The sequence below is a fragment of the Mesorhizobium sp. M1D.F.Ca.ET.043.01.1.1 genome (assembly GCF_003952385.1).
GTDB lineage: Bacteria > Pseudomonadota > Alphaproteobacteria > Rhizobiales > Rhizobiaceae > Mesorhizobium.
This window is the reverse complement of sequence record NZ_CP034444.1, coordinates 3,728,411-3,741,855: the sequence shown is the minus strand read 5'-3', so window position 1 is coordinate 3,741,855 and position 13,445 is coordinate 3,728,411. Positions and strand designations below refer to the sequence as shown.

The window sequence follows — 13,445 nt, the reverse complement described above, 5'->3', positions numbered from 1 at the left end:
ACCTTGCCCCGACTTTGCTCTAGATCAAAGGGTGACTCTCGAACGTGCCGGACCGGCACCAGGAATTCCCAAGGAGACCACCATGAAGTTTTTTGTCGACACCGCCGACATCAAGGAGATCAAGGAGCTGAACGACCTGGGGCTGCTCGATGGCGTCACCACCAACCCCTCGCTGATCCTGAAATCGGGCGGCAAGATTTCCGAGGTGACGAAGCAGATCTGCGACATCGTCGAAGGCCCGGTCTCGGCCGAGGTCGTGGCAACCGAGTTCAATCAGATGATGGCCGAGGCCGAGGTGCTGGCCAAGATCGCGCCGAATGTCTGCATCAAGGTGCCGCTGACGCTGGATGGGCTGAAGGCCTGCAAGACGATCCGCACCCAAATGAACCGCATGGTCAACGTGACGCTCTGCTTCTCGGCCAACCAGGCCCTGCTTGCCGCCAAGGCCGGCGCCTCCTTCATCTCGCCCTTCGTCGGCCGCATCGACGATACCGGCTCGGACGGCATGGAGCTGATCTCGGAAATCCGCACCATCTACGATAACTACGACTTCAAGACCGAGATCCTGACCGCTTCGGTGCGCACCGTGAACCACGTCAAGCAGGCGGCGCTCATCGGCGCCGACGTGGTGACGGCCCCGCCGGCGACGCTGAGGGCGCTGGTCAGCCATCCGCTGACCGACAAGGGCCTCGCGGCCTTCCTCGCCGACTGGGCCAAGACCGGCCAGAAGATCGGCTGAGGCGGTACGCCGAATAGAAAAAGGCCGGGCAACCGGCCTTTTTCTTTTGTGACCCAGTGCCAGTGCCGGTCAGGCCTTCTTGTGCTTGGCCAGGTCCTGAGCAATCGCGAGGCGCAGCAGATCGGCAAGCTCGCGCGCGGCGCGGTTCTCGGCGTCGATCTGCGCCCGGTAAGCCGCGAACTCCTGGCGCGGCCGGTCGAAGGACGACGGGATCGAGCGCTTGCCGACCGCGACCACCGCGCCGGTCGCATCCCGCAGCACATAATTGGCGGTGAGCGTCACGGTGCCCGCCGTCGGCTCGTCCTCTTCGGTCTGCACCTGAACGATGGCCGCCGACTCGACCAGCTCGGTGACGCCGAGATCGAGCGTATAGGCGGGCGAGGCAGGCTCGCCCGAGCCCTGTCCGAAAGCGAAGATCAGATTGTTGCGCACCTGCTGGCCGTAGCGCGTGCCGACCGGCTTGATCGAGATCGATGCCAGCTCGGCGGCGGCGGCGACCGGTGAGCCGACGGTGAGCGGCTGGCTGGAATAGAGTGGCCGCACCGTGCAGGCCGAGACCAAGGCCAGCGAGGCGACCAGCCCGCAGAGAGTCGCGCGGCGCAGCAAACGCGCCGCCTGTGACTTTTCCGGATCAGGCAACGACATTGACGATCCTCTGCGGGACGATGATCACCTTGCGCGGGGCCTTACCATCGAGCGCTTTTTGCACGAAGTCGAGAGCCAGCACCGCTTTTTCGACGGCACCTTGATCCGCGTCGCGTGCAATTGTCAAATCCCCGCGCTTCTTGCCGTTGACCTGCACCGGCAGCACGATCTCGTTGTCGACGACCAAAGCCGGGTCGTAGACCGGCCACGGCCGTTCCGCGACCATGTGCGTGCCGCCCAGAGCCTCCCAGCATTCCTCGGCCAGATGTGGCATCACCGGCGCGATCACATGCACCAGGATCTCCACCGCCTCGCGGCAGGCGGCTTTCAGCGCCGCGTCGGCCTTGCCTTCGGCGACGTCGTTGAGCGGCGTGGTCAGCGCGTTGGCAAGCTCGTAGATGCGGGCGATCGCGCGGTTGAAGCCGAGCTTCTCGATGTCCTCGCCGATAGCCTTCAGGGTCTTGTGCGCAGCCTTGGAAACGGCGCCCGCCTCGCCGTCCCTCGCCGCAGCCGGCTTGACGCCGGCGAGCTGCTCGGCCGCGATCTGCACCAGGCGCCAGATGCGCTGGACGAAGCGATGTGCGCCGGCCGCGCCATCATCGGTCCATTCGACGTCGCGTTCGGGTGGCGAGTCCGACAGCATGAACCAGCGCGCTGTGTCCGCGCCATAGCCATCGGTGATTTCTTCCGGGCTCACCGTGTTCTTCTTCGACTTCGACATCTTCTCGAGCGCGCCGATCGTCGCCTCCTCGCCGGTGGCGATCTCGATGGCACGACGCTTGCCCCCGACATCCTCGATCCTGACTTCGCCCGGCGACAGCCAGCGCCCATTGGTCGACGAGCCGCCGACGCGATAGGTCTCGTGCACGACCATGCCTTGCGTGAACAAGCCCTTGAACGGCTCGGCGAGATTGAGATGGCCGGTCTCGCGCATGGCGCGGGTGAAGAAGCGCGAATAGAGCAGATGCAGGATCGCGTGCTCGATGCCGCCGATATACTGGTCGACCGCCAGCCATTCGTCGGCCGCCTTCGGCTCGGTCGGCTCGTTGGCCCAGGGCGCGGTGAAGCGCGCGAAATACCACGACGAGTCGACGAAGGTGTCCATCGTGTCGGTCTCGCGGCGCGCGTCGCGTCCGCATTGCGGGCATTTGACATGCCGCCAGGTCGGGTGGCGGTCGAGCGGATTGCCCGGACGATCGAACTCGATGTCGTCGGGCAGCCGGACCGGCAGGTCGGCCTTCGGCACCGGCACCACGCCGCAGGCTTCGCAGTGGATCATCGGGATCGGGCAGCCCCAGTAGCGCTGGCGCGAGATGCCCCAGTCGCGCAGGCGGAAATTCACCTTGCGCTCCGCCATCGGCCGGCCGCCGATCGTCTTCTGCTCGAGCAGCTTCGCCACCTCGTCGAAGGCCCGCTCGGGCTTCATGCCGTCGAGGAAGCGCGAATTGATCATCACGCCGTCGCCGTCATAGGCCTCCTCGATGATCTGGAAGCTTCCTTGATTTTCGCCTTCCGGCATCACCACGGGGATCACCGGCAGGCCGTATTTATTGGCGAAGTCGAGGTCGCGCTGGTCGCCCGACGGGCAGCCGAAGATGGCGCCGGTGCCGTATTCCATCAGCACGAAATTGGCGACGTAGACCGGCAGCGTCCAGTTCTCGTCGAACGGATGGACGACGCGGATGCCGGTGTCGAAGCCCTTCTTCTCGGCCGTCTCGAGCGCCGCCACCGAGGTGCCCATATGGCGGACCTCGTCTATGAACTTGGCCAGCTCGACATTGCTCTCGGCGGCCTTTTTCGCCAGCGGATGGTCCGCGGCGACCGCCATGAAGGAGGCGCCGAAGATGGTGTCGGGCCGGGTCGTGTAGACTTCGAGCTCATGCATGTCGCCCACTGGTGCGGCCAGCGGCCAGCGGATCAGCAGCCCTTCCGAGCGGCCGATCCAGTTGTGCTGCATCAGCTTGACCTTTTCCGGCCACTCCTCGAGCAGGTTGAGCGATTCCAGCAGATCCTGCGCGAATTCGGTGATCTTGAAGAACCACTGCGTCAGCTCGCGCTGCTCGACCAGCGCGCCGGAGCGCCAGCCGCGGCCGTCGATGACCTGCTCGTTGGCGAGCACCGTCATGTCCTCCGGGTCCCAGTTGACCTTGGAGGATTTGCGCGTCACCAGCCCCTTCTCGACGAAGTCGAGGAACAGCATCTGCTGGCGGTGATAGTAGTCGACGTCGCAGGTCGCGAACTCGCGCGCCCAGTCGAGCGACAGGCCCATCATCTTGAGCTGCTCGCGCATGACGGCGATGTTCTCATAGGTCCAGTCCTTGGGATGGACCTTGTTCTGCATCGCCGCGTTCTCGGCCGGCATGCCGAAGGCGTCCCAGCCCATCGGGTGCAACACATTGAAGCCCCTGGCGCGCTTGTAGCGCGCCACCACGTCGCCCATCGTATAGTTGCGGGTGTGGCCGATATGGATCTTCCCCGACGGATAGGGGAACATCTCGAGCACGTAGTATTTCGGCTTCGGGTCGTCGTTCCTGGCCTCGAACAGCTTCTTTTCGGCCCAGGCCTTCTGCCATTTGGGCTCTGACGTGCGCGGATTGTATCGTTCGGTTGCCATCGGATGTTTTTCACTTAAAAGCGGTACGCGGCGCCGGACAAGGCCGGCGGCCGAGGAAATGTCGTCGCGGTGTTCACCATGGATTGCCGGACCCGTCAACTGTGGCGACCCGGCGTTGGCGCCAAAAACTATAGGCAGGATATGGGCATGACGAGTGCCGTCGAACAGCTTCTCGCGGTCAAGGCGAGGATCGCGAAGGCCGAGCGCGAGGCCAGGCGCGACCCGGGCGCAGTCACGCTGGTCGCGGTGTCGAAGACCTTCGCGGCCGAAGACATTCGCCCTGTGATCGAGGCCGGCCAGCGGGTCTTCGGCGAGAACCGCGTGCAGGAAGCGCAGGCGAAATGGCCGGCGCTGAAGGAAGCATTTCCCCACATCGAATTGCATCTGATCGGCCCGCTGCAGTCCAACAAGGCCAGGGAAGCGGTGGCGCTTTTCGACGTCATCGAGGCGGTCGACCGCGAGAAGATCGCCGTCGAGCTCGCCAGGGAAACCGCCAGGCAGGGCCGGGCGCCAAAACTCTACGTCCAGGTCAACACCGGCTCCGAGCCGCAAAAGGCCGGGATCGAGCCGCGCGAGGCCGCCACCTTCGTCAAGCGGTGCCGCGAGGTGCACGGCCTCGCCATCGAAGGCCTGATGTGCATTCCGCCGGCCGACGAGAATCCGGGCCCGCATTTCGCGCTTCTGGAAAAGATCGCCCGCGAGGCCGGAGTGGCAAGGCTCTCGATGGGCATGTCCGGCGATTACGAGACCGCGATCGCCTTCGGCGCGACCAGCGTCAGGGTCGGCTCGGCGATCTTCGGCAGTCGAACCTAGGCGTCTCCGCGCGACTTTCCTTTCACGATCTCGTCATAGGCCGGCCAGCCGAGCGATATCGTTGCGCCAGCGGTTGAAACGAAACGGTGCGTTCCTATATCCCTCGTGTCATTCAACACGCTCCGGGAAACTTCCATCATGCGCTACAACCAGCTTGGCAATACCGGCCTGTTCGTCTCCGAACTCTGCCTCGGCACCATGACCTTCGGCGCCGCCGGCGAGAATGCTCAATGGGGCCTCATCGCCAGCCTCGACCAGAAAGGCGTGAACGAGATCGTGGGCCGCTCGATCGCCGCTGGCGTCAATTTCTTCGACACCGCCGACGTCTATTCCTTCGGCCAGTCAGAGCGGCTGCTCGGCCAGTCGCTCAAGGATCTCGGCGTCAAGCGTTCCGACGTCATCATCGCCACCAAGGTCCACGGCGCCATGGGCAGCGGACCGAACGAGCGCGGTTCCTCGCGCGGCCACATCATGGATTCGATCGACGCCAGCCTCGAGCGGCTGCAGCTCGATCACATCGACCTCTACCAGCTGCATGGCACCGATACGGCGACGCCGATCGACGAGACGCTGCGGGCGCTCGACGACCTCGTCGCTAGCGGCAAGGTCCGTTATGTCGGCGTCTCCAACTGGCAGGCCTGGCGCATCGCCAAGGCGCTGGGTATCGCCGAGCGCAAGGACTATGCCCGCTTCGAGACGGTCCAGTCCTATTACTCCATCGCCGGCCGCGATCTCGAGCGCGAGATCGTGCCTTTGATCAACGAGGAGAAGCTCGGCCTCATGGTCTGGTCGCCGATGGCGGGCGGGCTGCTCTCAGGCAAATACGGCCCGGGCGCGCCGGGCAATGGCGAGGGCCGCCGCGCTTCCTTCAACTTCCCGCCGGTCAACGAGGACCGCGCCTGGACGGCGGTCGCCGCCATGCGCGAGATCGCCAGGAAGCACGATGTCAGCGTCGCCACGGTGGCGCTGGGCTATGTGCTGGCCAAGCCCTTCGTGATGAGCGTCATCATCGGCGCCAGCCGCATGGACCAGCTTGAGCAGAACCTTGCCGCCACCGGGCTCAAGCTCGACGCCGACGATCTCGCCAAGCTGGACGAGGTGAGCGCGCTGCCTTCCGAATATCCCGGCTGGATGCTGGAGCGGCAGGGCGCCGGCCGGCATCCCGCGGCTTTCGTGCCGAAGACCTGATCGTTCAGGGTATCAGCCGCAATAGAAGAGCCGCGCGTTCCCGGATGCGCGGCCTTTCATATCCGTACCGTCTCGACCAGAAAATCGAGGAAAGACCGCACCCTCGCTGGCAGATGCTTTCCCTGGCCGACATAGACGGCGTGCGTCGGTTCCTCGTCGCCGGGATTGAATTCCTCGAGCAACGGCACGAGCAGCCCGGCGGCAATGTCGGGCTCGACGTGCCAGCGCGCCAGCCGCGCGATGCCGGCTCCTGCCAATGCCGTCCGCCGCATCGCCTCGCCGTCGGTCAGCGACATGTTTCCGACAATCGGCAGAATGATCGATTTGCCCGCCGCATCGACGAAGGGCCAGCCCTCGATATGCCTGGCGAAGCCGAAGGCCAGCATGTTATGGCGGGTGAGATCGGAGAGCGCGCGCGGCGTGCCGCGCGATTCCAGATAGGCAGGGGACGCGACCAGCACCATCCGGCTCTGGCCGAGCTTGCGCGCCACCAGCCGTGACTCGCGCAACGGCCCGGCGCGGATGGCGACATCGGCGCGCTCTTCCAGAAGGTCGATGACGCTGTCGGTCAGCACCGCCTCGACGAAAATCTCGGGGTAACGCTCCACGAAACGCGGCAACAGCGCCATCAGCCTATGCTGGCCGAACGGCACATAGCTGTTGACCCTCAGCCTGCCGCGCGGCGCCGCGCCCGCCGCCGCCTCGCGCTCGGCCGCGTCGAGATCGGCGAGGATGCGCATCCCGCTGTCGTAGAAGCCTGTTCCCTCCGGCGTGAGTTGCAGTTTGCGCGTCGAGCGGCTGACGAGCCGCGCGCCAAGCCGCGCCTCCAGCCGCGCGATCAGCTTGCTCACCGCCGACGGCGTCATGCGCAAAGCCCGCGCCGCGGCCGAAAAACTGCCCGCCTCGACGACGCGGACGAACACTTCGATCTCGCCGGAGCGGTTGATTTCGGGTCTCGCCATTCGTGAATCTATTTCACAGAAAATATGCCTGGCGCAAGGCTGGTTCACAGCTTGGCGGATCACGATCTTCGCGGCCGGGGCGCGGGATTGGGCGTCCCTCCATGATCAATCGGACCACCGCCATGCCCCTTGCTCTTTATGCCCTCACCGCCGGCGCCTTCGGCATCGGCGTCACCGAATTCGTCATCATGGGCCTGCTGCTCGACGTCAGCGCCGATCTCGGCGTCTCGATCTCGGCCGCGGGCCTGCTCATTTCCGGCTATGCGCTGGGCGTCGTCATCGGTGCGCCGCTGCTCGGCGCGCTCACCGGCCGCCTGGCCAAGAAGACATTGCTGCTTGCCCTGATGGTGGTCTTCACAATCGGCAACCTCGCCTGTGCGCTGGCGCCCGACTACTGGACGCTGATGGCCGCGCGTGTGCTCACCGCCTTCGCCCACGCCTCCTTCTTCGGCGTCGGCTCGGTCGTCGCCACCAGTCTTGTCGCGCCCAGCAGGAAGGCCTCGGCGATCGCGCTGATGTTCACCGGCCTCACCGTCGCCAACATCCTCGGCGTGCCGTTCGGCACCTGGCTCGGCCAGGCCTATGGCTGGCGCTCGAGCTTCCTTGCGGTCACCCTGGTCGGCGTTGTCGCCTTTGCCGTGATCGCGCTGCTGGTGCCGCGCGACGAGCCGGCCACGCCCGACGACGAGGCGAGCTCCGAGGGCGCGCTGGCCGTGCTGGGCCGCCGGCCGGTGCTGCTCGGCCTGTTGACCACGGTGCTGAGCTGGGTCGGCGTCTTTGCCGCCTTGACCTATATGGCGCCGATCCTCACCCGCATCAGCGGCTTTTCCGAAGCCGCCGTGTCGCCGATCCTGCTCGTCTTCGGCGGCGGGCTGGTCGCCGGCAATCTTCTCGGCGGCCGCCTTGCCGACCGGCGTCTGGTGCCGACCGTCATCGGCACGCTGGTCGCGCTGTCGGCTGTGCTGTTCGCAATGACCGCCGCCATCCATCAGCCGATTGCGGCGATCGTTGCCGTCGGCCTTTTGGGCGCGGCCGCCTTCGCCACCGTCGCCCCGCTGCAGATGTGGGTGCTGGAGAAGGCCAAGGGCGCCGGCCAGGGCCTCGCTTCGTCCTTCAACATCGCCGCCTTCAATCTCGGCAATGCGATCGGCGCCTGGCTCGGAGGCTTCGTCATCGATCACGGACCGGGCCTCGGCGCCGTCACGCTTGTCGCCGGCCTGGTGCCGCTTGCGGCGCTCGCCGTGGTGCTTCTGGCGCTGCGCCTCGAGCGCGGCCGTGCGATCGGCGCGCCGGTCACGGCGCAGTGCTGACCCGCCCAAATCCGCCCTCAGGATCACCCCCTCAAGATCTCCCCCTCAAGATCACAAGGAGCAAAACCATGGACTATCGACGTCTCGGCGCCTCCGGCCTGAAAGTGCCGGCGCTTTCCTTCGGCGCCGGAACCTTCGGCGGTTCCGGACCACTGTTCAGCCATTGGGGCAACAGCGACGCGCAAGAGGCGCGACGGCTCGTCGACATCTGCCTGGAGGCCGGCGTCAATCTCTTCGACACGGCCGACGTCTATTCGAACGGCGCCTCGGAGGAGGTGCTGGGCGAAGCGATCAAGGGCCGTCGCGACGCGGTGCTGATCTCGACCAAGACCGCGCTGCCGATGGGCGACGGCCCGGCCGACTACGGCTCGTCGCGCTCACGACTGATCAGGTCGGTCGACGCGGCGCTGAAACGCCTCGGCACCGACTATATCGACCTCTTGCAACTCCATGCCTTCGACGCCGCGACGCCGATCGAGGAGGTGCTGTCGACGCTGGACGACCTCGTGCGCTCGGGCAAGCTGCGCTATGTCGGCGTCTCCAATTTCTCAGGCTGGCAGGTGATGAAGTCGCTCGGCCTGGCCGACCGGCATGGCTACCCGCGCTATGTCGCGCACCAGGTCTACTATTCGCTGGTCGGACGCGACTACGAATGGGAGTTGATGCCGCTTGGCCTCGACCAGGGCGTCGGCGCGCTGGTGTGGAGCCCGCTCGGCTGGGGCCGGCTGACCGGCAAGATCCGTCGCGGCCAGCCGCTGCCGGAGAAGAGCCGTCTGCACGACACCGCTGATTTCGGCCCGCCGGTCGAGGACGAGCATCTCCACCGGGTGGTCGATGCGCTCGCGGTCGTCGCCGAGGAAACCGGCAAGACCGTGCCGCAGGTCGCCATCAACTGGCTGTTGCAGCGGCCGACCGTGTCGTCGGTGATCATCGGCGCGCGCAACGAGGAGCAATTGCGCCAGAACCTCGGCGCCGTCGGCTGGGCATTGACGCCGGAGCAGGTCCAGGCCCTCGACGAAGCAAGCGCGGTGACCGCGCCCTACCCGTACTTCCCCTATCGGCGACAGGAAGGCTTTGCCCGGCTCAACCCGCCGGCCGTCTGAATTCTTGGGCCCGCCGAGCGGCGACATAGCCGCGGTTCGGCGGGCCAAGAATTCGCCATCGACCTTTCGCCGCAGCGCTGCTTGGGGTTTACCGAAAGCAACCCTAATCTACTCGGCTATGTCCGGAACCTTCCACCGTGGCGTTCCCACGATGCGCCCGCCTTTGGCCGCCTTGAAATAGGTCGCAGCGAGGTCTTCGAAGCACATGGCGGACAGGTATATCTGGATCGACCCGCCAAGCTCCGTGATCGGATAACGCTTGCCGCACGCCTGGCCGCGAGCTTCATAGCGGCGCTTTTGCGCGGCCGTCATACGGTCGAAGAAACCGGCCTCGCACTTCCTCACGACGATTTCGGTCATATTGGCATCGCCGCTCGACCCCCAGGCGCAAGCCTCGTGCAGCTTGTGAGCCTGGATGCAACCCGGCGCGGCTTCGATGTCCTCCGTTTGGATCGGCGCTTCGCCTTTCGGACATTTCGCCTCTTCCGCGGCGACGGGGCCGACAAGCGTAAGACCGATCAACATCGTCCACCCAAGCTTCACATCGACCTCCAGGCCGTTTGCCCGAACGCGCAGGCTGCCACTCCTGTGGGCGCAAGGATGGCACCTATGCCACCGCGTCGACTATGACGAATCCCTCACTCGCCAAGCCACGCAAGCGGTGCGTCCAACGGCGCCGGGAAACTAGAGCAATTCCAGCAAAAGTGTGAGCGGTTTTCCGTCCGGAATTGCGTAAAAACAAGGAGATAGGGCGTTTCGCCGTTTCCGTGAAACGGTGAAACGCACTAATGCACCAAAAACTCCCCATCCACCTTCCGCCACTCGTTCGGCGCGATCAGCTTCTGGTGCGTGTAGGTGACAGAATGCAGCGGACCGTCGAGCTTCGTCTTCCAGAATTCGATGAAGCGGATCAGCACCGGAAACTTCGGCGCGATGTCGTAGTCCTGCCAGATGAAGCTTTGCAGCAAATGCGGGTGGTCAGGAAAGTGATAGAGGATTTTGGCCGTGGTCAGCCCATAGCCTCTGAGCATCAGGTCCATTTCGGAATGATCGCGCATTGCAGCCCCCAGACTTGAATTCTCCTTTCCTCCCAACACCAAATTGTGCGCGCTATTGCTTACCCGTCTATTGATATTCTAGTGGTCGCCATCGGTTTTGTCACGAAAAAACATATGCTTAGCAGCGACCGCAGCCGAGTGCTGACAGCGTCTCGCGGTTGCCCCTGCGTCATCCCGCCGCGCGAATCCAACGTCTAATATTGCCGTCACGGCGGAACTGTTAATAATGCCCGCGAATTCGCGGCCGCTTCGCCGCGATGCCGCCGGCACGTCAAGCCGGCGGAACGTTTCCGGAGGAAAGCTGAAAAATGTCCGACGTCCATGTCCACCGCGTCCAGCCGGCGTGGAAGAAGAACGCGCTAGTCGACAATGACACCTATCTCAAATGGTATGCCGACAGCGTGAAGAACCCGGACAAGTTCTGGGGCAAGCACGGCAAGCGCATCGACTGGTTCAAGCCCTTCACCAAGGTCAAGAACACCTCCTTCGACGGCAAGGTCTCGATCAAGTGGTTCGAGGACGGCCAGACCAACGTCTCGTACAATTGCATCGACCGGCATCTGAAGAAGCGCGGCGACCAGACCGCCATCATCTGGGAGGGCGACAACCCTTACGATGACAGGAAGATCACCTATAACGAGCTCTATGCGCATGTCTGCCGCTTCGCCAACGTGTTGAAGAAGCACGGCGTCAAGAAGGGCGACCGCGTCACCATCTACATGCCGATGATTCCGGAAACGGCTTACGCGATGCTGGCCTGCACGCGGCTGGGCGCCATCCATTCGGTCGTCTTCGGCGGCTTCTCGCCGGATGCGCTGGCCGGCCGCATCGACGACTGCAAGTCGACCCTCGTCGTCACTACCGACGAGGGCCTGCGCGGCGGCAAGCCGATCCCGCTCAAGGACAACACCGACAAGGCAATCGACATCGCGGCAAAAGCCGGCACCAAGGTCGAGAAGGTGATTGTCGTGCGCCGCACCGGCGGCAAGACCGGCTGGGTGCCCGGACGCGACGTCTGGTACCACGAAGAGGCAGCGACCGTTAAGGCCGAGTGCAAGCCGGAGAAGATGAAGGCGGAGGACCCGCTGTTCATCCTCTACACCTCGGGCTCGACCGGCAAGCCGAAGGGCGTGCTGCACACCACCGCCGGCTATCTCGTCTATGCCTCGATGACGCACCAATACGTCTTCGATTACCACGACGGCGACATCTACTGGTGCACCGCCGATGTCGGCTGGGTCACGGGCCACAGCTACATCGTCTATGGACCTTTGGCCAACGGCGCCACGACGCTGATGTTCGAAGGCGTGCCCAACTACCCCTCGCAGTCCCGCTTCTGGGAAGTCATCGACAAGCACCAGGTCAACATCTTCTACACCGCGCCGACGGCGCTGCGCGCGCTGATGGGCGCCGGCGACAGCCATGTGAAGAAGACCTCGCGCAAGTCGCTGCGCGTGCTTGGCACGGTCGGCGAGCCGATCAACCCGGAGGCCTGGGAGTGGTATTTCAATGTCGTCGGCAACGGCAAGAGGCCGATCGTCGACACCTGGTGGCAGACCGAGACGGGCGGCATCCTGATCACGCCGCTGCCCGGCGCCACCGACCTCAAGGCCGGCTCGGCGACGCGGCCCTTCTTCGGCGTCCAGCCGCAGCTGGTCGACGGCGAGGGCAACGTGCTCGAAGGGGCTGCTGACGGCAATCTCTGCATCATCGATTCCTGGCCGGGTCAGATGCGCACCGTCTATGGCGACCACGACCGTTTCGTGCAGACCTATTTCTCGACCTACAAGGGCAAGTACTTCACCGGCGACGGCTGCCGCCGCGACGCCGACGGCTACTACTGGATCACCGGCCGCGTCGACGACGTCATCAACGTCTCCGGCCACCGCATGGGCACGGCGGAGGTGGAGTCGGCGCTGGTCAGCCACGACAAGGTCTCGGAAGCCGCCGTCGTCGGCTATCCGCACGACATCAAGGGGCAGGGCATCTACTGCTACGTCACGCTGATGGCCGGCAGCACATCGAGCGAGGACCTGCGCAAGGAACTCGTCGCCCATGTCCGCAAGGAGATCGGCGCCATCGCAACGCCCGACAAGATCCAGTTCGCGCCGGGCCTGCCCAAGACCCGCTCGGGCAAGATCATGCGCCGCATCCTGCGCAAGATCGCCGAGGACGATTACGGCGCGCTCGGCGACACCTCGACGCTCGCCGATCCGGCCGTCGTCGACGATCTCGTCGCCAACCGGCAGAACAAACGGGCCTGATGACCGTCCAGGCGGCACTCGGCACCGTCAGCCAGATCTGGCGCTATCCGGCGAGCTCGCTCGCCGGCGAGCGGCTGGACGCCATCTCGATCGGCACCGAAAGCATCGAAGGCGATCGCATTTTCGGCCTTGTCGACGCCACGGACAATGAGATCGCGCGGCCCGACCGCGACGTCAAATGGCACAAGGTGCCACGCATCCGCACGAGGCTGTCCGCAGACAGGAAGCTCGAGGTGGCAGTGCCGGAGGGCGACTGGCTGCCGGCGCCCGGGGTCGAAAGCGATCGCGCCGTTTCCGACTATCTCGGCTTCAAGGCGTCGATCCGGCCGTTCGACCGCGAAGGCACCGCGCCCGGCTACGCCGGCCCGCTGACCGCCGCCCGCTACCGCAAGGCGCCGATCCACCTGCTCACCACCGCCTCGCTGGCAAGGTTGAAGGCGCTGCACCCCGAAGGCGTGCCCGATCCGCGCCGTTTCCGCCCCAATATCGTCGTCGACATGGATCCGGTTGAAGGCTCCTTCCCGGAGACCGAATGGATCGGCCGCAAGCTCGCGGTCGGCGATCTCCTGCTCACCGTCTCGGAGCCCTGCCGGCGCTGCGGCTTCACCATCATCGCCCAGGACGGCTTCGACAACGATCCCGGCATCCTGCGCAACCTCGTCCGCCACAACGCCCACAATCTCGGCGTCTACTGCACCGTCGACCGGCCGGCGCGCGTCGAGATCGGCGCGCCGATGCGGTTCGTGTAG

At 65.0% G+C, this 13,445-nt stretch carries 12 protein-coding genes; 7 read left to right on the top strand and 5 right to left on the bottom strand.

Going from position 1 to position 13,445, the window contains the following annotated elements:
- The first annotated feature begins 82 nt into the window (after window positions 1-82).
- Window positions 83-739 carry a fructose-6-phosphate aldolase gene (fsa, locus tag EJ067_RS18350; protein WP_126087021.1) on the top strand — a complete coding sequence of 219 codons (657 nt, stop codon included), beginning with the start codon at window positions 83-85 and terminating at the stop codon, window positions 737-739.
- Between the two features lie 69 nt (window positions 740-808).
- Here the strand turns inward: fsa and lptE are convergent, their stop codons facing one another.
- Both lptE and leuS read right to left on the bottom strand, forming a co-directional pair.
- Entirely contained in the window at window positions 809-1,384 is a 576-nt protein-coding gene (gene lptE / locus EJ067_RS18345; RefSeq protein WP_126087020.1) for an LPS assembly lipoprotein LptE, read from the bottom strand.
- Window positions 1,371-3,998, bottom strand: coding sequence for a leucine--tRNA ligase (leuS, locus tag EJ067_RS18340; RefSeq protein WP_126087019.1), 2,628 nt, complete (start codon window positions 3,996-3,998; stop codon window positions 1,371-1,373). The genes lptE and leuS overlap by 14 nt, the downstream gene beginning before the upstream one ends.
- A gap of 147 nt (window positions 3,999-4,145) precedes the next feature.
- On the opposite strand from leuS, the gene EJ067_RS18335 reads away from it, so the two are divergent.
- Both EJ067_RS18335 and EJ067_RS18330 read left to right on the top strand, forming a co-directional pair.
- On the top strand, window positions 4,146-4,811 hold the full coding sequence (locus EJ067_RS18335) for a YggS family pyridoxal phosphate-dependent enzyme (RefSeq protein WP_126087018.1): 666 nt from the start codon (window positions 4,146-4,148) through the stop codon (window positions 4,809-4,811).
- 138 nt (window positions 4,812-4,949) lie between these two features.
- Window positions 4,950-5,999, top strand: a complete 1,050-nt coding sequence (locus EJ067_RS18330) for an aldo/keto reductase (protein WP_126087017.1) — start codon at window positions 4,950-4,952, stop codon at window positions 5,997-5,999.
- 56 nt (window positions 6,000-6,055) lie between these two features.
- On the opposite strand, the gene EJ067_RS18325 is transcribed toward EJ067_RS18330, so the two are convergent.
- Window positions 6,056-6,961, bottom strand: coding sequence for a LysR family transcriptional regulator (locus EJ067_RS18325; RefSeq protein ID WP_126087016.1), 906 nt, complete (start codon window positions 6,959-6,961; stop codon window positions 6,056-6,058).
- Between the two features lie 122 nt (window positions 6,962-7,083).
- On the opposite strand from EJ067_RS18325, the gene EJ067_RS18320 reads away from it, so the two are divergent.
- Together EJ067_RS18320 and EJ067_RS18315 are read left to right on the top strand one after the other, a co-directional pair.
- A complete protein-coding gene (locus tag EJ067_RS18320; RefSeq protein ID WP_126087015.1) occupies window positions 7,084-8,271 on the top strand; it encodes an MFS transporter in 1,188 nt (395 codons plus the stop codon).
- 68 nt (window positions 8,272-8,339) lie between these two features.
- Complete coding sequence (locus EJ067_RS18315; protein WP_126087014.1) at window positions 8,340-9,374, top strand: aldo/keto reductase; 1,035 nt, start codon at window positions 8,340-8,342, stop codon at window positions 9,372-9,374.
- 108 nt (window positions 9,375-9,482) lie between these two features.
- Here EJ067_RS18315 and EJ067_RS18310 read toward each other — a convergent pair whose 3' ends face one another.
- Both EJ067_RS18310 and EJ067_RS18305 read right to left on the bottom strand, forming a co-directional pair.
- Window positions 9,483-9,899 carry a hypothetical protein gene (locus EJ067_RS18310; protein WP_126087013.1) on the bottom strand — a complete coding sequence of 139 codons (417 nt, stop codon included), beginning with the start codon at window positions 9,897-9,899 and terminating at the stop codon, window positions 9,483-9,485.
- A 260-nt stretch (window positions 9,900-10,159) separates the two neighbouring features.
- A complete protein-coding gene (locus EJ067_RS18305) occupies window positions 10,160-10,432 on the bottom strand; it encodes an usg protein (protein WP_126087012.1) in 273 nt (90 codons plus the stop codon).
- Between the two features lie 308 nt (window positions 10,433-10,740).
- On the opposite strand from EJ067_RS18305, the gene acs reads away from it, so the two are divergent.
- Together acs and EJ067_RS18295 are read left to right on the top strand one after the other, a co-directional pair.
- Entirely contained in the window at window positions 10,741-12,696 is a 1,956-nt protein-coding gene (gene acs / locus EJ067_RS18300) for an acetate--CoA ligase (protein ID WP_126087011.1), read from the top strand.
- Entirely contained in the window at window positions 12,696-13,445 is a 750-nt protein-coding gene (locus tag EJ067_RS18295) for an MOSC domain-containing protein (RefSeq protein ID WP_126087010.1), read from the top strand. The genes acs and EJ067_RS18295 overlap by 1 nt, the downstream gene beginning before the upstream one ends.

Coding starts and splice junctions, on each gene's coding strand:
- fsa (WP_126087021.1), top strand. CDS start 83: ATGAAGTTTTTTGTCGACACCGCCGACATCAAGGAGATCAAGGAGCTG.
- lptE (WP_126087020.1), bottom strand. CDS start 1,384: ATGTCGTTGCCTGATCCGGAAAAGTCACAGGCGGCGCGTTTGCTGCGC.
- leuS (WP_126087019.1), bottom strand. CDS start 3,998: ATGGCAACCGAACGATACAATCCGCGCACGTCAGAGCCCAAATGGCAG.
- EJ067_RS18335 (WP_126087018.1), top strand. CDS start 4,146: ATGACGAGTGCCGTCGAACAGCTTCTCGCGGTCAAGGCGAGGATCGCG.
- EJ067_RS18330 (WP_126087017.1), top strand. CDS start 4,950: ATGCGCTACAACCAGCTTGGCAATACCGGCCTGTTCGTCTCCGAACTC.
- EJ067_RS18325 (WP_126087016.1), bottom strand. CDS start 6,961: ATGGCGAGACCCGAAATCAACCGCTCCGGCGAGATCGAAGTGTTCGTC.
- EJ067_RS18320 (WP_126087015.1), top strand. CDS start 7,084: ATGCCCCTTGCTCTTTATGCCCTCACCGCCGGCGCCTTCGGCATCGGC.
- EJ067_RS18315 (WP_126087014.1), top strand. CDS start 8,340: ATGGACTATCGACGTCTCGGCGCCTCCGGCCTGAAAGTGCCGGCGCTT.
- EJ067_RS18310 (WP_126087013.1), bottom strand. CDS start 9,899: ATGTTGATCGGTCTTACGCTTGTCGGCCCCGTCGCCGCGGAAGAGGCG.
- EJ067_RS18305 (WP_126087012.1), bottom strand. CDS start 10,432: ATGCGCGATCATTCCGAAATGGACCTGATGCTCAGAGGCTATGGGCTG.
- acs (WP_126087011.1), top strand. CDS start 10,741: ATGTCCGACGTCCATGTCCACCGCGTCCAGCCGGCGTGGAAGAAGAAC.
- EJ067_RS18295 (WP_126087010.1), top strand. CDS start 12,696: ATGACCGTCCAGGCGGCACTCGGCACCGTCAGCCAGATCTGGCGCTAT.